Source organism: Arthrobacter sp. SE2 (genome assembly GCF_058244265.1).
The window spans coordinates 144,352-164,721 of record NZ_JBZAYA010000002.1 but is presented as its reverse complement, the minus strand read 5'-3'; the positions used below and the strand labels follow the sequence as shown (position 1 = coordinate 164,721).

Sequence of the window (20,370 nt, the reverse complement as noted above, 5' to 3'; positions counted from 1 at the left end):
GGCTTGTACACGCTTCATTCCTCCGTAGCTCAATTGGCAGAGCATTCGACTGTTAATCGAAGGGTTACTGGTTCAAGTCCAGTCGGAGGAGCGCTACTCAAAAATCCCCGTCCTCAGTAGAGGGCGGGGATTTTTGGCGTCTTGTGCATTTACCTCGTGGTGAGGGTGACGTCGTCGAGGTACATCCAGGTGTCGTCGGCGGGGCTGGCGCCGTCGAGGTGGACGTTGATCCACAGCGTGATGGTCTGTCCCTTATAGGCAGAGAGATCGGCGCTGAACTGGGTCCACGTGCCGGAGTCACTGCAGAGTTTGAACAGGCTGGCCAGGACCGTGCCGTTCGTGGAGCGGACTTGTGCTTCCATCCAGTCGTACCGGCACGTGGTTCCGTTGCAGGTGTCGTCATTCGTGTGCGGCTGGTACCAGAAGGACAGCGTCGATGTCCCGGTGGCGGGGACCGTCACGGTCTGGGCCACACTGCTGTCGCCGAGGGGCTCGTTGCCGGAGGCCAGGCCCAGGAGCGCGGAGCCCGTGCCGGTGTGGGCGATGGTGGAGGCCACGGGTGCCCTGACGCCGCCGGTGATCCAGGAGCTGAGCCCGGATTCGAAGCCGCCGTTGGTGATGGTCGAGGTTGTTGTTCCCGTGGGGGTGACCGGTGCCGAGGCGGCGGAGGCCGGGGAGGTGCCGATGGCGTTGGTGGCGGTGACGGTGAAGGTGTAGGCGGTGCCGTTAGTCAGACCTGTCACGGCTGTGCTCGTGGCCGGGGGTGTACCGGTCACGGTGACCGGGGCCAGGGTCGTGGCGCCGGCGTGCGGGGTGACCGCGTAGGAGGTGGTCGGGGAGCCGCCGTTGGCCGGGGCGGTCCAGGACACGGTTGCGGAGGCGTTGCCCGCCGTCGCCGTGACCCCGGTCGGAGCGGCGGGTGCCGTCGCCCCCGCCGTGGGGGTGACCGGCGCCGAGGCCGCCGACGCCGGGGAGGTGCCGACGGCGTTCGCGGCAGTGACGGTAAACGTGTAGGCGGTGCCGTTAGTCAGCCCGGTGATGCTCGCCGACGTCGCGGGCGGGTTCCCGGTGACGGTCACCGGGGCCAGGGTGGTGGCACCGGCGTGCGGGGTGATGGTGTAGGAGGTGATCGGGGAGCCGCCGTTGGCCGGGGCGGTCCAGGACACAGTCGCGGAGGCGTTGCCCGCCGTTGCCGTCACCCCGGTCGGGGCGGCAGGCGCCGTCGGCGTTGTCTGGGTGTTGGTCAGGGTCACGTCGTCCAGGTACATCCAGGTGTCATCCGCCGGGCTGGAGCCGTCGAGGTGGACGTTGAACCAGAGCACGATGCTCTGGCCGTTGTAGGCGGAGAGGTTGGCGCTGAGCTGGGTCCACGTGCCGTTGTCGTTGCTGAGTTTGAACAGGCTCGCCAGGACCGTGCCGCTGGTGGTGCGGACCTGCGCTTCCATCCAGTCGTACCTGCAGGCGGTGCCGTTGCAGGTCTCGTCCGCGGTGTGCGGCTGGTACCAGAAGGACAGGGTGGACGTCCCTCCAGCGGGCATCGTGATCGTCTGGGACAGGCTGCTGTCCCCGAGCGGCTCGGCCCCGGAGGCCAGGCCCAGCAGTGCCGAGCCGGTGCCGGTGTGGGCGGTGGTGGAGGCCACGGGTGCCCTGACGCCGCCGGTGGTCCAGGACGTGAGCCCGGATTCGAACCCGCCATTAGTGACGCCGGGAACCGGGGCCGTGGGCGTGACCGGGGCCGAGGCCGCGGAGGGCGCGGACGTCCCGACGGCGTTGGTGGCGGTGACCGTGAACGTGTAGGCCGTGCCGTTAGTCAGCCCGGTGACGGTCCCCGTCGTCGAGGGCGGACTTCCGGAGACCGTCACCGGAGCCAAAGCCGTGCCGCCGGACGAAGGCGTCACCGCATACGAGGTGATCGCGGAGCCACCGTTGGCCGGCGCCGTCCACGACACCACCGCGGACGCGTTGCCCGCCGTCGCGCTCACCCCGGCGGGAACCCCCGGAACCGTCGGCGCCGTCGGGGTGACGGGAGCCGATGCGGCTGACGGCGCGGACGTCCCGACGGCGTTGGTCGCCGTCACGGTAAACGTGTAGGCGGTGCCGTTAGTCAGCCCGGTGACGGTCGCCGTCGTCGCGGGCGGATTACCGGTAACCGTCATCGGAGCCAAAGCCGTGCCACCGGACGAAGGCGTCACGGCATACGAGGTAAGTGGAGAGCCGCCGTTGGCCGGCGCCGTCCAGGACACGGACGCCGACGCGTTACCCGCCGTCGCGGTCACGGCGCTGGGAGCCGCAGGCGCCGTCGCGGCGGCCGCTACAGTTACCGCGTGCGTGACGGTCCCTGTGAGGCCGGAGTTATCGGTCACCGTCAGCTTCACTTGGTACGTTCCCGCCGCGGCGTAGGTGTGCGAAGGCTTCACACCGGTGCCTGCCGCGGAGCCGTCGCCGAAGTCCCAGCTGTAAGAGGCCACAGTCCCGTTCGGATCGGTCGAAGTCGATCCGTCAAGCGTGGCTGTGAGACCCGCCGTCGAGGATGTGAAGGCGGCTACCGGGGGCTGGCTGGGCACATTGCCCAAGGCCTGGGCGACCGTTTGAACGGACGTGGTTCCGTTGGCCGTTCTCGCAGCCAGCCACGTGACAAAAGTCTTGAAGAGATTGGGATCGATGGTCAAAGTGGGATCTGTCCCGACTGCGATGTGGTGGAAGGTCAGCTGGACCCAGCCCCCTCCCGGTTCCGCGTTGGTAACCAGGTCCTCCAGGTTCTGCAGCGTCCACGTGCTGTCGACTTCATCCGGTGCCGCTGTGTTGTAGGGATTCGCCGGCGGAAGGGTTTCCGCGAAGGGGCAGCCAGAGCAGCTCGCGGGCGAACGGATGTCACCCAAATTGCGCGCACTGGCAAAACCGCAGTTCTTCACGATTTGCTCGACGGAAGAGTTTTCGGCGGCGAAGGGATAGGCGAAATTGGTGGCGTTGAACCCCCAGCTGGCAAGCGTGGTCCGCCCGCCGCAAACCTCGTTAGTTGCGGCTGAGGTGGACAAGGTGGTGAGGTCCGGGTGGGTGATGGTGTGGCCACCGATCTCGTTGCCGTCCGCAGCGATGCTGTTCAGGTTGGCTCGGGTGAGCCATGACGGATTATCGATCCAGCTGGTCGTAATGAAGAAGGTGCCGTGCAATCCGAGTGACTTCAGTAACTGTTCGGCCGGGAGCTGATCGGCATTGCCGTCGTCGAAGGTCAGGCTGATGATTGTCTTCGGCACTGCCGCCCGCGCGGCAGGCGCCAAGTAGACAGCGGAGTAGCCCAGCAAGAACAGCACGGACGCGGCCGTGGCCCAGCGGAACCAAGCGGGCCGCCGGAACAGTATGGTCAGGAGCCGCATCGGCTTCCCCTTTTTCTGAACAGACCGGGTCAGAATCCCCAGGTCCGGAGCCTATTGGTTATCCATCGCACGGGTTAAGAGTGGATGGTACCCGTTTTAGACCCGGTCTCCCGCTCGTCCACTCGGGCTCCGATGCGCGTATCCGGCCCCAAGGCCGCCGACTCAAGCGAAAGGGGAGTACCTTCCCTCAGAGACGAGTTCGATTGTCCCGTCGAGCACGCTCACCACTGGCCCGTGACCCGGCAGGATGGTCTGAGCGCCCAATTGCCTAAGCACCTCAACGCTGGCCAAGGTCTCCGCCGGGCGGTGATGGAAGACAGCGGGCAACAACTGCGGACCGCGGACTGGACTGACGGCGTGGCCCGTGACGAGCGCGTCCCCGGTGACCACGGCCTTGGCTGAAGGGACGAAGAAGGACACATGGCCGCTGGTGTGCCCGCCGGTGGCGACGACCCGGGGAGATCCCGGGAGCCCGTCGAGAATGTCCTGGGTCATCGCGGCGACGCCCGGGACCGCGACGTCGGACAAGCCCCCCGAGCCGATGGCGTGTACCGCCCACGCGCCGACCCTCGGGCGGAGGATCCGCGATCCAAGATCTTTAACCGTGACTTGTTCCAGGACCTCCCGGCGGATGTTCGGCAACTCCGCATGGGACGCAAATACCGGAATACCCATCGCGGATATTCTGGCGGCATTGCCGATGTGATCCGAGTGACCATGCGTCAGGAGAACTCCGGCAGCATTTTCCATAGCCAGCCCAAGGAAATTCATGCTCGATTGGAGCAATGGCCAGTTCCCGGGATAGCCCGTGTCAATGAGGGTGAATTCCTTGCCCCGCTTGAGGATCGTCCAGTTGACGGCAGGCCCTTGGACGAAGAAGACGTCCTCGGCAACTTCCGTCACGTTGTCCTCGGCTGACCAGTTCTTAGGCATGCTTCCTTCTGTTCCTTTCCGTCACGGATGCGTTTCGGAGGCTCCACGTATGCGCCTCAGGCGCGCCGGACTATCCTATCCTCGGTGAGGGCGTCGGCTCCGCGGCATTTGGCGATACCCGGGAGGGGTATTCTGCTGCCCTTCCCGCAGGGTCCGGGGCTCGATTTCACTTGAGGCAAAACCTTTGCTAAAGTCATAACCGCTTCATTCCTCCGTAGCTCAATTGGCAGAGCATTCGACTGTTAATCGAAGGGTTACTGGTTCAAGTCCAGTCGGAGGAGCGCAAAGGTCCCGCACCGATTTTATTGGTGCGGGACCTGTTTTTTTGCCTCGGTTTGTCTGATTTTGCGCAATTGCTCGAATGGGCAGATTCTCATCGCCAAGTCGTCAAACGAAATCCATTTCCACTTGAAGGAATCTCGCTGCCTCGGCCACGGCGGACTGGAAGGCGTCATCTTCGGTGGGCGGCGTCCTCGGCTCCCGCGGGTGCCATTCGTGCGCGGCGGAGTGGACGCGGGTGAATCCGCCGCCAGGTGGTGCGTAGAAGATTCCGAAGCGTTGGACGGGCCATTCGGGGGAGGTCTCCGGAGCCACGAGCAGGGCCGCGCCGTTTGTCGGATTGAACCACTGCGCAATCGGCCGGCGGCGGTCCTCGGTGAAGAGCCCGGCCGCGTAAAGGGCCGCGGATTGCGGACTTGTCACGGTGCATAGACGATCCCACCACAGCGGCAGGATGCCATCATCCTTGCGCTGCCATGGGGCTGGAATAGGCTGTAGTTCCTGCCAACGGGGCACATCTCAACTTTATCGCCGGGCCATGACCGGCAACAGGCCTCGAAGCAACGGAAGGCCTGCTTAGTCCCGTTTCCATGGCCCGGGATTGATCCTGTAGAGGATTGCGGAACCGACGACGGCGCCCAGCAGTGCTCCGAACACAGGGTTTCCGGCCCCACGGCCCAGCAGGAAGCCGACGACGGCGCCAAGCACCGCTCCGAGGAAAAGTCCCCTGCCGTTGCGGTGCGGTTTGCGCGTCATGGTTTGAGCCTACTTCTCCGTGCCGACCGGGCTTCTCGAATCAGTGGACAGCTGCATCAGTGGATGGGCGGATCAGTGGATGGAGGGGACGGACCGGGGCCGCACGACGAGCCAGAGGGCCGCCACGGCGCCTGCAAGGCACACGGCCTGGACGGCCCCCATGGGAACGGCAGAACCGACGCCCAGCCAGCCAACCACGGGTGGGATGATGCCGGCCATCAGGAAGTTCGAGGCACCCAGCAGGGAGGCCGCGGTTCCGGCTTGCGCGCCATGGTTAGCCAGGGCAATCACCTGGACGCAGGGGAACATGAACCCGGTGGCAAGGATGTAGAACCACAACGGGACCATGACGCCCCATAGGCCGAAGCCGAGCAGATCGAACACCACAATCAACACAGCCATCAGGAGCATCCAGGCCGTGGCGAACGCCATGATCCATTGGGGTGCCACCCGCCGGATGACCCTGGAGCTGATCTGGACGCCAGCGACGATGCCCAAGGAATTGACACCGAACAGCAGGCCGTATTCCTGCGGGGAAAAGTTGTAGACCTGTTGGAACAGGAAAGTGGACGCGGATAGGTAAGCAAACAATCCGCCGAAGTTGAAGCCGCCTACGAGCAGCATCCCGACGAAAATCCGGTCGGCGAACACGGCCTTGTAACGCTGGCCCGCCGTCGACGTCGTCTGCCGGCGGAGTTCGGCAGGATACGTTTCCCGGATAAGGAAAACCGCGGCAATGAACACGAGGATTCCGTAGCTCGCCAGGAAGTAGAAGATCCCGGGCCATGGCATCACCAACAGCAGTTGTGAACCGATGATAGGAGCCAAAATGGGTGCCAGGCCATTCACCAGCGACATGCGGGAGAACATCCGCACCATGGCGTAGCCCGCGAAGAGGTCCCGGACCATCGCCATGGCCACTACGCCACCGCCGGCTGCACCGACGCCCATGAGGACGCGGAAAAGGGCTAGTGTGCTGATGTCCGTGGACAGCGCGGCGCCGAGGGAAGACCCGATATGCAGGGCCGTTGCCAGGATCAAGGGCATGCGGCGCCCGAACTTGTCGCTGAACGGCCCCACCATCAATTGGCCAATGGCGAAGCCCACCGTTGTGCCGGTGAGTGTGAGTTGGATCGCAGCCGCTGACACGTCGAAATGATGCTCCAGCGCCGGAAACGCCGGCAAATAGAGATCCACTGTGAATGGACCCAAGGCGGTCAATGCGCCAAGTAGCAGGATATAGAGGAGTTTTTCGCGTCGACTAAGGGAATCGCCCGGTACAGGGGGAGTGTTCACGATTATCAATCCTATGTGCGACAGATCATATTTATCAGCGATGGCGGGGGCGCGCCGCAGGACCGCCCCGGAAGTTGAGGCTGAAGCTGAATGGTAGTTTTGTGGACAGGTGCGCGTGGGCGGCTGTATTCGTCTCCGTGCCGGAGCCGGGTAGGAGCAAGATGGAAGCAGTGAGGCGGAACCTATGAGTGGACGTCACAGCGGCCGGGCTGGCCAACGCCCGGGCATTTCGGCGTTGCCGAACACCCTGAAACTTGCAGTCCGGCTCGCGCCGCGGCAGCTCAACGACGAAATCAGCCTGGCCAAGCTTGAACTTAAGGGCAAAGGCAAACAGCTGGGTGTTGCCGGCGCTTTCGCTGGCGTTGCGCTGATCTTTCTCTCTTTGCTCGTCATCGCTTTGGTTGTGGCGGCAATCTTGGGCCTGGCCACGGTCATGCCACCGTGGCTGGCTGCGCTTGTGGTTGCGGCCGCGTTCCTTTTGATCATTCTTATCGGGGCACTCGTCGCATTCCGCGGGTTCAAAGGCGCCATGCCGCTTGTGCCTGAGAAGACCATCCGCGGCATCAAGCACGATCTCGGCATAGTCAAGGAGGGCACTTCTTTCGATGCCAGCATCGTCGACCCCTCGTCGGAAGCCTACAAGGCAGCGGAGGCAGCGAAAGCCGCAGCAGCTGAGAAAGCCAAGGCTGAAAAAGCCGCCAAGGCAGAAGCACACAAAGCAGAGCAACCCCCCGCCCCAAGCGAAGCTGAGCTGCTCCGCCGTCTGGAGCAGCGCCGCGAGCACCTCGCCGACGTTCGCGATCAGCTCGGCGTCGAGCTCGACGTCAAGACCCAGGGAAAGGTCCTCCGCGACGTTGCCGGGCAAAAGTTCGACGACGGACGCCGGTTCGCTGCCGACAAGCTCGCAGATTTCAGTGAGAAAGTTCCTGCCGGGCTGCCGGAGCGGCTCGCCGCGCGCTGGAAAGAGCTGTTTCTCTTCGCCGCTTCCGCCACGGTGGCCGCAGTAGGACTGCGGAAGCTGTTCAAGAAGTAATCGGGACGGCAAGCAGCAGCGTCAGCTGCGGACTACGGAAAGGGGGACAGGTGAAGTTCATCGGTGCAGGCGCACGCCCGGGCCAGCCACAGATCGACCACGATCTCATCTTCACTGTCCCCAATTTCCTGACCGTGTTGCGCTTCATGGGCGTCCCGCTGTTCGTGTGGCTGGTGCTGTGGCAAAGAGAATACGGTTTCGCCGTACTGGTTCTCGCCATCATGGGCGGCACTGACTGGGTGGATGGCTACGTCGCGCGGCGTTTCAACCAAACCTCCAAACTGGGCCGCATCCTCGATCCCGTCGCGGACCGCCTGGCACTCATCGCCGTCGCTGTCACGCTCGCCATCGCCGGTGTGGTGGATTGGTGGTACCTGGCCGCCCTCGTGGTGCCCGACGTCGTGCTTGCCACTGCGTCATTGTTCTATTTCCATAGCCACCCCGACCTCCCGGTGAGCCGGATCGGCAAGATCAGGACCGCGTTCCTGCTCCTGGGCACGCCTCTTCTGGTCCTCTCGAGGCTCGCGATTCCCTACACCGGTGTGTACTTCGTGATCGCATGGATCTGCCTGGGCCTGGGGCTGCTGGGGCACTGGGTGGCGGCCTACAACTATTTCTGGGCAATCCTCCGTAAGGGCAAAGAACTCAAAGCCAACGACGGCGGTCGCAGCTGATGGCCTGGTTCGCAGTCCTTCTTGCGGTGCTTGGCGCCTTCTGCCTCGCCATTGGCGCCCAGCGCCAGGGCAGCGCGGTCAAGGCCGATACCGGTGGCCTCGCCCTCAGTTCCCAGGGTTTCCTGAGGCTTCTCCGAAATCCGCGGTGGGTGCTCGGCCTGCTGTTGCTTGCCTTGGGCATGTGCATGAACGCCATTGCCTTGGTGTCGGCACCCCTGACGGTGGTGCAGCCCATTGGAGCCATCGCGTTGGTCATCACCACGGTGGTCAACGCCAAGGACCAGGGACTCAGTATCAACCGCGGCACGGTGGTGGCGATCTCGGCTTGCGTGACCGGATCGGCGATGTTCGTCCTACTGGCCGTCAACGCCACCCAGGAGAACCATCACGTCAGCGGCGAGGACGAAATCACCATCGTGCTCCTGTTGACCCTCGCCGTCGGGCTCTTTGGAACGTTGGCCGTGATGTTCCGGCACCGCTTGAGTGCTTTCGTGTACATCCTGGGAGCCGGGGTGTTGTTCGGATTCGTCGCGGTGCTGACTCGCATCATCGGACGGCACCTGCTGGACCCGAACGGGCACTTTTTGCTTAACGTTCAGTGGTACACGTTGGTGGCAATCGCCGCCGCCGGCGGGCTCGGCTCGTGGTTCGTGCAGAGTGCCTACTCCGGTGGGCCGCCGGATTTGGTGATCGCAGGGCTGACTGTGGTGGACCCCATTGTCGGAATTGCCATCGGGATCGCAATTTTGGGTGAGCTTCGTCCCGATGTCCACGCCGTGCTTGCAATCGGCATGGCCGTGGCCGCTTCCCTTGCTATCGTGGGGGTTATTGCCCTGAGCCGGCACCATCCCGAGGTCACCAAGCGAAAACGTGACGCGAAGGCGGCTGCAAGCCGGAAGGCCTAGGGCAAAGTTCGACAACCGTGCCCCGCACACCCGCGGCAGGCAACCGGCGAAGACACCGCAGGCCCAAACGTTTTGCGATGTTCGCACCGTGACCATCAGGAGTTCTCCACGTGACTGTTCCCGAAACCAACAAACCCCTCACCATCCTGATCGCGGCGGAGACCTACCGCCCGCAGGTCAACGGTGCTGCACAGTTCGGGTACCGGCTTGCCAAAGGCATGAAGGCGCGCGGGCACAACGTCCATGTGCTGGCCTGCCGGGCGGACAACGGCAAGAGCTTCACCGAGTTCGGGGATGAAGGCACCGTGCACCGCTTGAAGTCCCACGGAGTCTTTACGCACGAGTACTTTCGCATCTGCTACCCCTGGGAAATCAAGAACGACATTCGGATGCTCTTCGACAAGGTGCAGCCCGACGTCGTTCACATCCAAAGCCACTACATGATCGGCGAACACGTTCTCTACGAGGCGAAGAAGCGGGGCATCCGGATCATCGCCACCAACCACTTCATGCCCGAAAACCTGAACCCGTTCTTGCCGTTCCCGCAGTGGTTCAAGGACATCATCGGGCGGGTCTCGTGGAAAGACATGGGCAAGGTCATGGGCCGGGCCGATGTCGTCACTACTCCCACGCCGCTGGCCGCGAAGGCCATGCACCAGCACGCTTTCCTCCGCAAGGTCCTGCCTCTGTCCAACGGTATTGACGCGGCGGCTTATGAACTGGCGCCGGGCGAAGAAATCGAGCCGCATGCCAACCCCACCGTTCTCTTCGTCGGCCGCCTTGCTGAAGAAAAGCATGTGAACGTCCTGATCGACGCCGTCTCCAAAACACCCGCCGAACTCAATGTGCATCTTGAAATCGTCGGCGGCGGAGAGGTTCGTGCCGCACTGGAGGCCCAAGCCAAGCGGCTGGGCCTGGGCGAGCGGGTCAAGTTCCTGGGCCTCGCCAGCGATGAGGACCTGAGGAAGGCGTATATTCGCGCGGACCTGTTCTGCATGCCCGGAACCGCCGAACTGCAGTCCCTCGTGACGCTTGAGGCGATGTCGGCGTCGACGCCGGTTCTTCTCGCCAACGCGATGGCCCTGCCGCACCTTGTGCGCGAAGGCGAGAACGGGCATCTCTTCACGCCAGGGGACAGCAATGAGCTGGCAGCCCGGATCACCGAGCTCTTCCGTCTGCCGGCCGGCGAACTCGAAGCCATGGGCAAGGCCAGTCGCGCCATGGTGGAGCCGCATAGCATCCAAGGCACATTGCAGACGTTCGAGGACCTCTACCGCGGGGCAAGCTATGAGGACAAGGTCATCTAGCCAGCTGGACCGGGCGTAGTCTCTCGCTTGGCTCAAGCGACCGAAGTGAATTCCCCACCTTTCGGAGACCGAACCGACCGCAATCACGGATTCATAAAGTTTCGGAGGTTCGATCACGACCAAAACAGGGGGATTTCAGCGCCACTCTCCGCGGTTTGCGGCCTGATGTGCGCCTGAGCCTTGGGAATGACTAGTATTGCTAGAGTGTTTTGGCCCGGAACGCTTCCCTAGGAAGATTTCCGGGCACTTTACGGGGCTATAGCTCAGCTGGTTAGAGCGCGGGACTCATAATCCTAAGGTCCTCGGTTCAAGTCCGAGTAGCCCTACCCGAAAAGAACCCCTGACCTGCGGAAACGCAGGGCAGGGGCTCTTTCGTTTTTGCGTTCTGAGGTAGCCATCCACCGGAAATCCACCGGAAACGAGTCGAGCTAGTTTCCGAATGCCTCCAACAGAGATGTGTTGTCGTGTGCCCCGTGCGTGTTCTGGACGTAGTGCTTCCTGGTCAGTTTTTCCCTCGAGTGGCCTAGCTGTGCGGAGGCGACAGCCACGCCTGACGAGGCTTCCAGCAGGGTCCCAACGGTCTTTCTGAAGGTGTGCGGGGTAGGGAGGGTAGGCATCCCCGCTATCGGAACGCATCGAATCATCAAGCTGACGAGTAGGTTGAGTACTTACCAAGAGCTGTTGCGCCTACGTCGCGCGGCCGGCGAGAGCTTCACGTGTGGCGGCTGCCGTGGCACAATGCCGGGGTGAGAACACCGTTCACCGACCTGATCGGCTGCAAACTGCCCCTGCAACTGGCCGTCCTCGGCGGCGTCGGAACCGAGGATCTGGCGCAGGCGGTCGCGGCCGCCGGCGGCCTCGGCATGCTGCCGATGGGGCTCGGCCTGCCGTCCCATCCGGCGGGCGCTCTGGGCATGGGATTCCTGCTCCCCTACCTGCCAACTTTCGAGGGCATCGCTCAGCAGACGCGCGGGGCCCGCGTGGTCGAGTTCTTTTGGGGCGGGCCCGACGCCGCGGCCGTGGCAGCAGGGCACGACGTCGGCGCCCTGGTCTCATGGCAGGTAGGCTCCGCCGCGGAGGCCGCGGTGGCGGAGCAGGCGGGGTGCGATCTCGTGGTGATCCAGGGGATCGAGGCAGGGGGCCACATCCGGGGAACAGGGCCGCTCGACGAGTTGCTTCGCGACACTCTGGCAAACGTGAGCATTCCCGTCGTTGCTGCGGGTGGCATTGGCACGCCCGAGCGGGTTCGCGAATTGATCGACGCGGGCGCGCACGCGGTGCGGATCGGCACGCGGTTCCTTGCCGCGCCGGAGGCGGATGTGCATCCGGAGTACCTGGCGGCGCTCATCGCCGGCAGTGCCAGCGACACCGTGCTCACCGATCACTTCGATGACGATGGCGGATGGCCCGGAACCGTACGCGTTATCGGGACGTCACTCAAGGGCGCTCAGGCCGTGGGCAACCGCAGCACGATGCCGGCGTCCAACGGTTTCGACCAGCCCGGGGTGATGCCGTGGTATGCGGGTCTTTCGATTGATCACGTCCACCGGTCTCAGTCCGCGGCCGCGATCGTCGCTGAGCTGATGTCGCTGCTGGATTGATGCCCGGCAGAGCAGGATGACGGGTTTGCGCCGGACCTGCGCCGGCACGCGGACCCATGGGAATCGGGGACTACCGGCAACCTAGCGAGGGCGTGGGCTTGCCCCGCACTCCGGGTACCCACGCGCGCCGCACCCCAGAGCGACACCAACGCGGACCATGTCTCCAGCATGTGCCAATGAAGCCCAGTTGCTTGGCGGCAAGGCGGGCCTCCTCGCACTCCCAGACACCTCGCCGACGGTACCTTTCGAGTAGAGCCGAGAAAGCTGGGGTCCCGGTGAGGATCGCCTACCGGGCACCCTCCTTTGGCGAGATATTGTCCATGGCGTCCCCAATCTTCCGGATGATTGACCCAAGAAGGCCCGACGCGAGAAGTCCGGAACCGAGCGGGCCTGCGAAGTCCTCACCATATGGTGGCAACTGCTGAAGCGTCGCCCTCACTTGAGCATTCATGTGCTCGAGTTGCCAGGAGATCTCGTCGGAGATTGCCGTGGGCTGATCCCGAGCGGCCAGCCCGGCCGCTTCCGCCGCGTAGGCGGCTGCGCCGAGAGCACGCGCGCCCATGTGAGTGACGCCCGCAGCTTGCCCAGCAGCATGGCGGCCACACAGCCGCAGGAGAGCTGACTGCGTGCGCGGCCCGACCAGCAACAAAGCCTCGGCGAATCTCACCACACACCGGACCGGAGGCCGGTCCCTAACAGCACAAGCGTGCCGGACGTCCGCGCTCTCAGCGGCCAAGCACCGAATCGGCAATCTGCTGCGCGGCTTGGTCCGGTGTGATGTGTGTGGTGTCGATGACCTCGGCTTCATCGTGCAACCAAGTACGAGCTGCCTCGGCGTATGGCTCCAAGTACGCTAAGCGGAACGTTGAGGGGCCGAGGTCTTTGTCGTTCTGTATGCGGTCGCGTAGCGTGGCCTGGTCAGCGTGGAGCACGAAATGCTGGATCGGTATGCCGTGCTCCGTAAGGCCATCGCTAATCTCCCGCCAGTAGCTCTCAACCAAGACAGTCATCGGCGAAATCGACTTCGACCCGAAACTCAAGACCATCACCGAGGTGGCACGCCAGGCCGCTGCCAGCACCGGCGACGTCTCCGCTGCCGTCTGGCAGGCAGCCGTCGAGGCGGGCTGGACCGAGGCAGAACTGGCCGAAGCCTTCACCCACATCGCGGCAAACCTGTTCACCAACTACTTCAACCACTACGCTCGCACCGACCTTGACCTCCCGTCCGCGGAACCACTGACCGCCTGAGAAGCCGGCGCCGCTTACTGAAGCCACCGCCGCGAAATGCGGACTCAAAACCATCAGGCCATTTAAGAAAGGAAAAAAATCATGGCAACCACCCAAGAGGTCAGCCGCCTACCATCTGGGCCGGGAATCAGGCACAGTGGTACCCCTGAACTGCAGCCGATGCCTTGAGGGAGAAGCTTGTGAGCACGAACCCTTTGGTGATTGTTTTTGACGTCAATGAGACCCTTTCGGACATGTCGCCGATGGCAGAGCGCTTCACCGAGGTCGGCGCCCCGGCCACCGTGGCTAAACTCTGGTTCGCCACCCTCCTCAGGGACGGATTCGCCCTCACCTCAGCAGGAGACAACGGCGCTTTCGCCGACATCGGGGCCGAAGCCCTGCGCGGCATGCTAGCCGGCATCGACCTCAACCACGGGCTGGGCCAGGCCGTGGAACACATCATCGCAGGCATGGCCTCGCTGAGCCTGCACCCCGAAGTCCCCGACGGCGTCCGGGCCCTGCGACAGGCCGGCTACCGGCTGATCACCCTGACGAACGGCTCCACCACGGTCGCCGAGAAGCTCTTCGAACCTGCCGGCATCCGCGCGGAGTTCGAGGCCTTGCTCTCGGTCGAAAACGCCCCGGCCTGGAAACCGGCCCGGGCTTCCTACGGCTACGCCGCGCAGGCCAGCGGCACCGCCCCTTCGGACATGCTGCTGGTCGCCGTGCACCCCTGGGACATCCATGGAGCAGCCAAAGCAGGCCTGCAAACGGCCTGGATCAACCGCGCCGGCGCGCGCTACCCCGGCTACTTCACCCCACCGGACCACACGGTCACAGCCCTGACCGAACTTCCCGCCGTCCTGGCCCGCAGGAGGACGTGAGCGCGAGCCCGGCAGCCGACACTGCGGAGAAGGATGAGACCAAGACGCGGTAGGAATAGTGCATGGCGCGGCAAACGGCCTGCTATGGCGTCCCACGCTCCTGCTCCCGTCCCCGGCGGCGCGGGTCCAATGTCGCGAGACTGTTCAGATGGCGCAGCACGAGAGCCGGGAGACATCCGTGGTGTAGGACTGGGCGGCGATCTTGATGCCTTCAGCCATGGTCAGGTACGGGGCCCAGGATGTGGCAACGTCCTCCACGGTCATTCCGGCCTTGAGGATGAACACGCCCGCGGCGGCGAGCTCTCCCGCGTCTTTGGCCACAGCAGTCAGGCCCAGGATTTTGCCGGTGCGGTTATCGGCCACGATCTTGATGAATCCCCGGGTGTCCCTGTTCACCAGCGCCCGGGGCACGTATTCCAGGGGCAGGATCCGGCACTGGCAGCGGATGCCCTGGCCGTTGGCCTCCTTGTCCGTGAGCCCGACCGCGCCCAGCGCCGGGCTGGTGAACGTGACGCGGGGCAGGTGCCGGTAGTCGACCTCGCGTCCGGCGTCGTTGAACGCGTTCTCCACGGCCAGGGCCCCGTGGGAGGAGGCGACGTAAACGAATTCGCGGTGCCCTGTGACGTCCCCGGCGGCCCAGATCCTCGGGTTCGAGGTGGCCAGGGAGGGCCTGGACCAGGACCTCGCCACGGTCTCCGGTCCTGACCCCGACCGCATCCAGGTCCAGGTCCTCGGTGACGGCGCGGCGGCCTGTGGCGACCAGCAGCCGGCGCGCCCGGATCTCTTCCCGCCCGCCGGCAACGTCGACGGCCGCGACGATCATGCCGGTGGCCTCATCCTTGCGCACCGATGACAACACGGCCCGGCGGATCACACGGATGCCCTCGTCGGCGAACACGCTCATGAGCGCCAGGGACGCTTCCGGTTCTTCCGCGGAGGCGAGCCGGGAGCGGACTAGCATTGTCACCTTCGAACCGAGCCGGGCGAAGAGCTGCGCCTGTTCAAGGGCCACGTAGCCGCCGCCGAGCACCAGCAGTGATTCGGGTACCTCCTGCAGTTCCATCGCGCTCGTGGAGGTCAGGTATCCGGTTTCTTCCAGGCCCGGTACGGGGGGTGCCCAGGGAGCGGAGCCGGTGGCGATCAGGTAGTGGGCGGCTGTGACGGTTTCCGTGGGCTGGTCGGGGTAGCTGATCTGAAGGACCGGGTCGGCAGGGGTTCCGGCGAACGAAGCAGTTCCCTGGCGCAGGTCCCACCCGTAGTCGGCGATCAGATCCACGTACTTTTCCGATCGCATCCCCGCGACCAGCGTCCGTTTGCCCTCTATCAGCGCGCCCATGTCCACGGGGCCGGCGGAGGTGCTGATGCCGGGGAAGCGTCCCGCGGCGCCGAGGGCCACGTGGCGGGCTTCGGCCGCGACCAGCAGGGCCTTGGACGGTACGCACCCGGTGTTCACGCAGGTGCCGCCCACCGTTGAGCGCTCCACCATGAGCACCCTCTTGCCCAGGTTGCTGGCGCGGATCGCGGCGGCGAACGCGCCCCCGCCGGAACCGATAACCGCCAGATCGTAGTCAAAAACCGTTGCTGCGCTCATGAGAACTCCAAGTCTTTGCCGGCCGCCCGCGCCGTCCCGAGTTGTCGGTGGTGTACCCGGACTTTCCTCCAGTCTGCACGTTGCCCCTCGGAGGAAGGTCAAGAGGCCGCCCGGAGAGGCAGACAAGCCCCCCGGGCGCGCCCCGGGAACCTGGCCTGCCTGTCCGGCTGCGGAGCGCACCGCCAACGGATACCGCGATTACACGGGCGAAACCATCAACCGGCTCGACTTCATCCGCCGCGGGCGCTCCGCAGGGCTTGCGCTTGCAAAGATCCGGGAAATCCTGTGCCTGCACGACGCAGGCCGCGCCCCCTGCACTCATGTCCGGGACCTCCTGGCCGGACAACTGACCGAGCTCGACGCGCAGATCGCCGAACTCAGCGCGCTGCGCGCCACCGTAGCGCAGTACCACGCCGCCACGGCCGCCGCAGACCCGGATGCCTGCGACGCCGGCCGGGTCTGCAGCTACCTCTGAAGCCACTCCGGCTAGGAGACCGGGCGAAGTTTGCCGGCTTCCTGCGCCGCCGCAGGCTTGGGCTTTATGGACGCTGTGTGGCAATTAGGCGTACCCGCGGCGGAGGAGCATTCCTGCTGCTTTGTCGAAGTGCTCCCGTGTGGGGATGTCGAAGTCGAGTGCGTTGGCGTAGCGGGTGACGATCGCAAACAGACTCGCAACCGCGGCTGCATCCTCGAGTTCGTTCCTGGTGAGACCCGCCATGAGCGCCGCTCGTGCGTCGTCCTTGTTGAGATCATCGGGGGTGCGGGTCAACTTCTCGATGAATACCAGCGCGACTTTGAGCTTGTCCGGGATGCGGGCGGTGCGGTAGTCCGCCAGGGCGGCGTCGACGATGCCTTTGTCCATGCCGCGGACAGCGACGGCGCCGTGCGCGCCGATGCAGAACGGACAACTGTTCCAAGTTGCAACCATTGCCGCCATGAGCTCACGTTCGGACACGGACCATCCGCTGGGCCCCCGCATCGTCTTCTGCGTCCATGCGCCGATGGATGGGCCTGCGAAGTCCTGGCGGTAGAACGCGACCCTGGCTGCATCCGGCAGCCGCATCCCCGACACCCTTGAGATGGTGGCGATCAGCATCCGGTGGCGGAGGGTGTCTCCGCGCTCTATTTCAGGTAGCCGCATCCTCGGCCTCGCTGATTGCCTTCTCCGCGGCGTCCCATCGTCGCAGGCCGGCACCGATCGCCGCGGTAAGAATGACTTCGAACGTGTCCCTCTCGGATCCGGTCTCCTGAAGCACCGCGTGGACCTGCGCGTCCGTCACTCCTAACGAGTCCCCATCAACGTGCTTGACGAGTACATCGTACGGTTCCGGCACCGCGGGACCGCCGGCGCCGCGAGCAAGGATGGCACGACGCAGCTCCCGATCCAGGGTCCCGGTCTCCCTGACCCTGGAACGAAGATCATCAGCAAGCTGCAAGTGCGAGCCCGGCGCATGTCGGGACATGCCCTCGACTCTACGCCTGAGCTGACACGGCTCGGAAGACCCTGCACACTGTCCCGGCCGATGTCGGGAATCAGCGGTTATCGGTGACGCCGTGGCTCCACCACAAACAGGAGCGTGCTCCATCGCCGTGGCGGTAGAGCACGCTCCTCGTGGAGATTCTCGAGCGGATCGACGATGCACTGGGCGACGTCGTCGAGCGGAACCCTGCCAAAGTCGAATCTTTCCCTGAACGCGTCTAACGGATCCTGCACGGGCCAAGATTGCGTTGAACGGCTTGTGTAATCACGGATGCATGGCTTGAGCGGTTGACGTTGGACCCCCGCGTCCGAGGGCGTTAGGGGAGCGGTCCCAGGTCGATCGTATGGTCGGTGTGGTCGCGCTTGGTGGTCAGGTACCGGGCATTCGCGGAGGAAAGGTGGACCCCGGTGGGCACGCGCTCGACCACGGCGACGCCGTTGGCCTCGAGCTGGCGGGCCTTGTCTGGGTTGTTGCTCAGCAGCCGGATCCGATCCACTCCGACAGCGAGCAGTATCTGCGCGGCCGAACGGTAGTCCCGCTCGTCCTCACCGTGGCCCAGTGCAACGTTCGCGGCGTAAGTGTCCAGGCCCCGGTCCTGCCAGTCACCGAGCCCCAGCAGCAGGTGCTCCTTGCGATCGACCAGACCACGGAAAGTGAACGCATCGGCCGGCGCAGTGAAGCCGTCGGCGAACCTGAGCGGGATCCGCACACATGTGCGCACCACGGCCGGTGGAGGCGCCGCACGCGCCTGGCGGGAGGGTCCGGAATAGCCTGGGCCGGCCGACACCGTCCCGACGGCGTCCGCCTCGGATCCCGGTCCTGCAATGGTGAGTCGTTGCTCGGGCATCTGGCCCTCCTTCTAAGGTTCGGAAGGCGCCGCCGCTGGCGCAGGCATCCCCGAATCTCTAAAACAACATATCACGTTTTTGGATTCTCAGGGCTGCCTGTGGGACGGAACAATAAGGCTCGCGATGGAGGATTCCTCGGTGATACCGGGAGGGAAGCCGGCACCTTTGCGATGACTGGCCCCCGCCCCCGCGACGGCGAATTCAACACCGCCGACGCCGTCACGGACAACCTGTCACGGGTCCGGAACATGAGAGATCGCGATCAGCTTGGGGGATCGTTTCCCACGAACGTCCCGGGCGGCATCCAGGCGCCGAACACGGGGCCTGGATCCGGCCGCTTTGCGTGGCGCCCATCGTCGGAGACTCTTTGCTTGAGACGTTGCAGGACCCACGGGAACAAGTGCTCGCGTGCCCAGAAAATGTCATCGGTCCTTGCTTCGCGCCACCTGCGCCCGGGTAGGTCTTTCGGTGTCATCGGTTCCAAGGTATGGGCGACGTTGAGCGTATCCAGCACCATGATGGCGATGGTGTGCTGGCCCAGGGGAGAGAAGTGCAGCCGGTCCGGATCCCACATCCGTGGGTGGGTGAGTTGACGCAAGGCCCAGAGGTCGGCGATTACTGCATCGTGGCGCGCGGCGATGGTGCGCAGATTCTCGTTGAAGATGGCCACCTTGGCGCGCGTGTGTCCCAGCATAGGCGTAGCGCCCCAGTCCGGTCCGGCGAACAGTACAACCGTTGCGCCGGCAGCGGCGAGGAGTTGCACGCCGGCGTCCATCCGGACGGCGAGCTTGTCGGGATCGCTTCTGCGGAAGATCAGGTCATTGCCCCCGGCGTTGAGAGTGATCAGATCCGGCTGCAGGGCCAGTGCAGGGCCGACCTGCTCATCCAGGATCTGATGGAGCAACCGTCCGCGGACCGCGAGATTCGCGTAAGCGAAATCGTCGTGTCCGGCGCTCAGCTCTTCCGCGACCCGGTCCGCCCAGCCTCGCAGGCCCCCCGGGCTGCGAGGCTCCGGATCTCCTACCCCTTCGGTGAACGAATCACCCAGGGCCACATAACGGCTCCACGGGTGCAGGCGGGCGCCGGAAACAACGGGGCCACCCTGCGCCGGACTTTCGGCGCTGGGAGCGTTCATCCCTCCATACTGCTCCTGCCCGGCCGAACGCGCCACGGCGGCCTCCCTTCTTCGCTCGCCGGATGCCCATCCTAGAGTTATCGTGTGAGCTTCGAATTGCCCTCGCTGATCGATCCTGAACTGTGGTCACTCGTCGATCAATCCCGCGCCTTCTACGCCCGGCGGCCGGCTGGCCGTGGTCCGGGCAGTCGGGAAGAGCTGCTCGCATTCCGAGCGAGAGCGGGGGCACCTGCGGAGTGCGATCCACGGCCAATCGCAGAGCTGGCAAGCGCACATGGCCGAAGCGTTCCGGTGCGGATCCACGTGCCGGTTAGCGCCCCGGTGGCGGGCGTATTCCTCGAAATCCACGGCGGCGGCTTTTACATGGGCTCGGCCGCCGGAAGCGACGTTCGCAACAGGCGGCTTGCGGATGCGCTGGGTATTGCAGTGGTCAGCGTGGATTATCGACTCGCTCCGGAGCATCCGTGGCCTTCCGCACCCGACGACTGCGAGACAGCAGCGCTGTGGCTGGTGGAGCATGCCGAACGCCGTTTTGGCTCAGCCAAACTCGCTATCGGTGGCTTTTCTGCGGGGGCGACGCTGGCGGTGTCTACGCTTGTGCGGTTGCGCGACCGCGGGGTCACGGCATTCAGCGGCGGGGTGCTGCAGTTCGGCACTTATGACCTTGCTGCGAAGACGCAGGCCGGACGCCTGATCGCCGACGAGTATTTTCTCGACGCCTATGCTGGGACTGCTCGGGATCGCACACACCCCGACCTCTCGCCGCTCTTCGCCGAGCCCGCGGGCCTACCGCCGATCCTGATCGCGATCGGCAGCGACGACATCCTCCTGGAAGACAATCTCGCAATGGCCACACGGCTGTCGGCCGCCGGTGTCGAGGTCGATCTGCGAATTTATCCTGCCTCCCCCCACGGCTTCACCGGGCACGCGACGCCGATGGCACGGGCCGCCCTCGAACACATCGACGCATGGCTTCGGGTTCGGCTGGGCCCAGCAGACTGAATCGCTCAGCCGGGACGACCGCGCGGGTCGATTCCGGCACCAAT

At 64.7% G+C, this 20,370-nt stretch carries 20 protein-coding genes, 3 tRNA genes and 1 pseudogene; 12 read left to right on the top strand and 12 right to left on the bottom strand.

The window, feature by feature from the left end:
- The first annotated feature begins 18 nt into the window (after positions 1 to 18).
- Positions 19 to 91: transfer RNA gene (locus AC4CS3_RS03525), tRNA-Asn, on the top strand.
- Between the two features lie 58 nt (positions 92 to 149).
- Here AC4CS3_RS03525 and AC4CS3_RS03520 read toward each other — a convergent pair.
- On the bottom strand, positions 150 to 3,374 hold the full coding sequence (locus AC4CS3_RS03520) for a fibronectin type III domain-containing protein (protein ID WP_490782220.1): 3,225 nt from the start codon (positions 3,372 to 3,374) through the stop codon (positions 150 to 152).
- Positions 3,375 to 3,536: 162 nt separating this feature from the next.
- Positions 3,537 to 4,307, bottom strand: a complete 771-nt coding sequence (locus tag AC4CS3_RS03515; RefSeq protein ID WP_490782219.1) for an MBL fold metallo-hydrolase — start codon at positions 4,305 to 4,307, stop codon at positions 3,537 to 3,539.
- A gap of 208 nt (positions 4,308 to 4,515) precedes the next feature.
- Here AC4CS3_RS03515 and AC4CS3_RS03510 point away from each other — a divergent pair.
- Positions 4,516 to 4,588, top strand: a tRNA-Asn gene (locus AC4CS3_RS03510).
- A 106-nt stretch (positions 4,589 to 4,694) separates the two neighbouring features.
- Here AC4CS3_RS03510 and AC4CS3_RS03505 read toward each other — a convergent pair.
- From AC4CS3_RS03505 to AC4CS3_RS03495, 3 genes are all read right to left on the bottom strand, one after another.
- The gene (locus AC4CS3_RS03505) at positions 4,695 to 5,102 is read right to left on the bottom strand and encodes a hypothetical protein (protein ID WP_059387862.1); all 408 of its coding nucleotides are present in this window, start codon (positions 5,100 to 5,102) and stop codon (positions 4,695 to 4,697) included.
- Positions 5,103 to 5,162: 60 nt separating this feature from the next.
- The gene (locus tag AC4CS3_RS03500) at positions 5,163 to 5,342 is read right to left on the bottom strand and encodes a YMGG-like glycine zipper-containing protein (RefSeq protein ID WP_059387861.1); all 180 of its coding nucleotides are present in this window, start codon (positions 5,340 to 5,342) and stop codon (positions 5,163 to 5,165) included.
- Positions 5,343 to 5,414: 72 nt separating this feature from the next.
- Positions 5,415 to 6,644, bottom strand: coding sequence for a multidrug effflux MFS transporter (locus AC4CS3_RS03495; protein WP_490782444.1), 1,230 nt, complete (start codon positions 6,642 to 6,644; stop codon positions 5,415 to 5,417).
- Between the two features lie 178 nt (positions 6,645 to 6,822).
- On the opposite strand from AC4CS3_RS03495, the gene AC4CS3_RS03490 reads away from it, so the two are divergent.
- The 6 genes from AC4CS3_RS03490 (at position 6,823) to AC4CS3_RS03465 (ending at position 12,158) form a co-directional block, all read left to right on the top strand.
- The gene (locus AC4CS3_RS03490) at positions 6,823 to 7,671 is read left to right on the top strand and encodes a phage holin family protein (RefSeq protein WP_490782218.1); all 849 of its coding nucleotides are present in this window, start codon (positions 6,823 to 6,825) and stop codon (positions 7,669 to 7,671) included.
- Between the two features lie 50 nt (positions 7,672 to 7,721).
- On the top strand, positions 7,722 to 8,345 hold the full coding sequence (locus AC4CS3_RS03485) for a CDP-alcohol phosphatidyltransferase family protein (RefSeq protein ID WP_490782217.1): 624 nt from the start codon (positions 7,722 to 7,724) through the stop codon (positions 8,343 to 8,345).
- Entirely contained in the window at positions 8,345 to 9,250 is a 906-nt protein-coding gene (locus AC4CS3_RS03480) for a DMT family transporter (RefSeq protein WP_490782216.1), read from the top strand. The genes AC4CS3_RS03485 and AC4CS3_RS03480 overlap by 1 nt, the downstream gene beginning before the upstream one ends.
- A 110-nt stretch (positions 9,251 to 9,360) precedes the next feature.
- Positions 9,361 to 10,557: a glycosyltransferase gene (locus AC4CS3_RS03475; protein ID WP_490782215.1), complete on the top strand. Its 1,197-nt coding sequence runs from the start codon at positions 9,361 to 9,363 to the stop codon at positions 10,555 to 10,557.
- Positions 10,558 to 10,809: 252 nt separating this feature from the next.
- A tRNA-Ile gene (locus AC4CS3_RS03470) sits at positions 10,810 to 10,883 on the top strand.
- Between the two features lie 420 nt (positions 10,884 to 11,303).
- Positions 11,304 to 12,158 carry an NAD(P)H-dependent flavin oxidoreductase gene (locus AC4CS3_RS03465; RefSeq protein WP_490782214.1) on the top strand — a complete coding sequence of 285 codons (855 nt, stop codon included), beginning with the start codon at positions 11,304 to 11,306 and terminating at the stop codon, positions 12,156 to 12,158.
- Positions 12,159 to 12,444: 286 nt separating this feature from the next.
- On the opposite strand, the gene AC4CS3_RS03460 is transcribed toward AC4CS3_RS03465, so the two are convergent.
- Together AC4CS3_RS03460 and AC4CS3_RS03455 are read right to left on the bottom strand one after the other, a co-directional pair.
- Positions 12,445 to 12,720, bottom strand: coding sequence for a hypothetical protein (locus AC4CS3_RS03460; protein WP_490782213.1), 276 nt, complete (start codon positions 12,718 to 12,720; stop codon positions 12,445 to 12,447).
- Positions 12,721 to 12,883: 163 nt separating this feature from the next.
- A complete protein-coding gene (locus tag AC4CS3_RS03455) occupies positions 12,884 to 13,168 on the bottom strand; it encodes a hypothetical protein (RefSeq protein ID WP_490782212.1) in 285 nt (94 codons plus the stop codon).
- A 43-nt stretch (positions 13,169 to 13,211) separates the two neighbouring features.
- Between AC4CS3_RS03455 and AC4CS3_RS03450 the strand changes: the two genes are divergently transcribed.
- Positions 13,212 to 13,406: a carboxymuconolactone decarboxylase family protein gene (locus AC4CS3_RS03450; RefSeq protein WP_490782211.1), complete on the top strand. Its 195-nt coding sequence runs from the start codon at positions 13,212 to 13,214 to the stop codon at positions 13,404 to 13,406.
- Positions 13,407 to 13,585: 179 nt separating this feature from the next.
- Entirely contained in the window at positions 13,586 to 14,269 is a 684-nt protein-coding gene (locus AC4CS3_RS03445; RefSeq protein ID WP_490782210.1) for a haloacid dehalogenase type II, read from the top strand.
- 144 nt (positions 14,270 to 14,413) lie between these two features.
- Here the strand turns inward: AC4CS3_RS03445 and merA are convergent.
- A pseudogene (gene merA / locus AC4CS3_RS03440) lies at positions 14,414 to 15,860 on the bottom strand (mercury(II) reductase).
- Between merA and AC4CS3_RS03435 the strand changes: the two are divergent.
- The gene (locus AC4CS3_RS03435; RefSeq protein ID WP_490782209.1) at positions 15,859 to 16,335 is read left to right on the top strand and encodes a MerR family DNA-binding protein; all 477 of its coding nucleotides are present in this window, start codon (positions 15,859 to 15,861) and stop codon (positions 16,333 to 16,335) included. The pseudogene merA and the gene AC4CS3_RS03435 sit on opposite strands and share 2 nt — an antisense overlap.
- An 84-nt stretch (positions 16,336 to 16,419) precedes the next feature.
- Here AC4CS3_RS03435 and AC4CS3_RS03430 read toward each other — a convergent pair whose 3' ends face one another.
- From AC4CS3_RS03430 to AC4CS3_RS03415, 4 genes are all read right to left on the bottom strand, one after another.
- Positions 16,420 to 17,001, bottom strand: coding sequence for a carboxymuconolactone decarboxylase family protein (locus AC4CS3_RS03430; protein WP_490782208.1), 582 nt, complete (start codon positions 16,999 to 17,001; stop codon positions 16,420 to 16,422).
- A complete protein-coding gene (locus tag AC4CS3_RS03425; protein ID WP_490782207.1) occupies positions 16,988 to 17,323 on the bottom strand; it encodes a hypothetical protein in 336 nt (111 codons plus the stop codon). Before AC4CS3_RS03425 ends, AC4CS3_RS03430 begins: the two co-directional genes overlap by 14 nt.
- Before the next feature lie 334 nt (positions 17,324 to 17,657).
- Entirely contained in the window at positions 17,658 to 18,188 is a 531-nt protein-coding gene (locus tag AC4CS3_RS03420; RefSeq protein ID WP_490782206.1) for a GTP cyclohydrolase II, read from the bottom strand.
- Positions 18,189 to 18,451: 263 nt separating this feature from the next.
- Positions 18,452 to 19,324, bottom strand: a complete 873-nt coding sequence (locus tag AC4CS3_RS03415) for an SGNH/GDSL hydrolase family protein (RefSeq protein WP_490782205.1) — start codon at positions 19,322 to 19,324, stop codon at positions 18,452 to 18,454.
- An 84-nt stretch (positions 19,325 to 19,408) separates the two neighbouring features.
- Between AC4CS3_RS03415 and AC4CS3_RS03410 the strand changes: the two genes are divergently transcribed.
- Positions 19,409 to 20,326: an alpha/beta hydrolase gene (locus tag AC4CS3_RS03410; RefSeq protein WP_490782204.1), complete on the top strand. Its 918-nt coding sequence runs from the start codon at positions 19,409 to 19,411 to the stop codon at positions 20,324 to 20,326.
- Positions 20,327 to 20,370: the final 44 nt, after the last annotated feature.

What these genes read in the sequence shown, in the direction of transcription:
- AC4CS3_RS03480 (WP_490782216.1), top strand. Translation starts at nt 8,345, where the DNA reads ATGGCCTGGTTCGCAGTCCTTCTTGCGGTGCTTGGCGCCTTCTGCCTC.
- AC4CS3_RS03455 (WP_490782212.1), bottom strand. Translation starts at nt 13,168, where the DNA reads ATGACTGTCTTGGTTGAGAGCTACTGGCGGGAGATTAGCGATGGCCTT.
- AC4CS3_RS03435 (WP_490782209.1), top strand. Translation starts at nt 15,859, where the DNA reads ATGAGAACTCCAAGTCTTTGCCGGCCGCCCGCGCCGTCCCGAGTTGTC.
- AC4CS3_RS03500 (WP_059387861.1), bottom strand. Translation starts at nt 5,342, where the DNA reads ATGACGCGCAAACCGCACCGCAACGGCAGGGGACTTTTCCTCGGAGCG.
- AC4CS3_RS03420 (WP_490782206.1), bottom strand. Translation starts at nt 18,188, where the DNA reads ATGCCCGAGCAACGACTCACCATTGCAGGACCGGGATCCGAGGCGGAC.
- AC4CS3_RS03490 (WP_490782218.1), top strand. Translation starts at nt 6,823, where the DNA reads ATGAGTGGACGTCACAGCGGCCGGGCTGGCCAACGCCCGGGCATTTCG.
- AC4CS3_RS03425 (WP_490782207.1), bottom strand. Translation starts at nt 17,323, where the DNA reads ATGTCCCGACATGCGCCGGGCTCGCACTTGCAGCTTGCTGATGATCTT.
- AC4CS3_RS03520 (WP_490782220.1), bottom strand. Translation starts at nt 3,374, where the DNA reads ATGCGGCTCCTGACCATACTGTTCCGGCGGCCCGCTTGGTTCCGCTGG.
- AC4CS3_RS03430 (WP_490782208.1), bottom strand. Translation starts at nt 17,001, where the DNA reads ATGCGGCTACCTGAAATAGAGCGCGGAGACACCCTCCGCCACCGGATG.
- AC4CS3_RS03415 (WP_490782205.1), bottom strand. Translation starts at nt 19,324, where the DNA reads ATGAACGCTCCCAGCGCCGAAAGTCCGGCGCAGGGTGGCCCCGTTGTT.
- AC4CS3_RS03460 (WP_490782213.1), bottom strand. Translation starts at nt 12,720, where the DNA reads ATGGGCGCGCGTGCTCTCGGCGCAGCCGCCTACGCGGCGGAAGCGGCC.
- AC4CS3_RS03515 (WP_490782219.1), bottom strand. Translation starts at nt 4,307, where the DNA reads ATGCCTAAGAACTGGTCAGCCGAGGACAACGTGACGGAAGTTGCCGAG.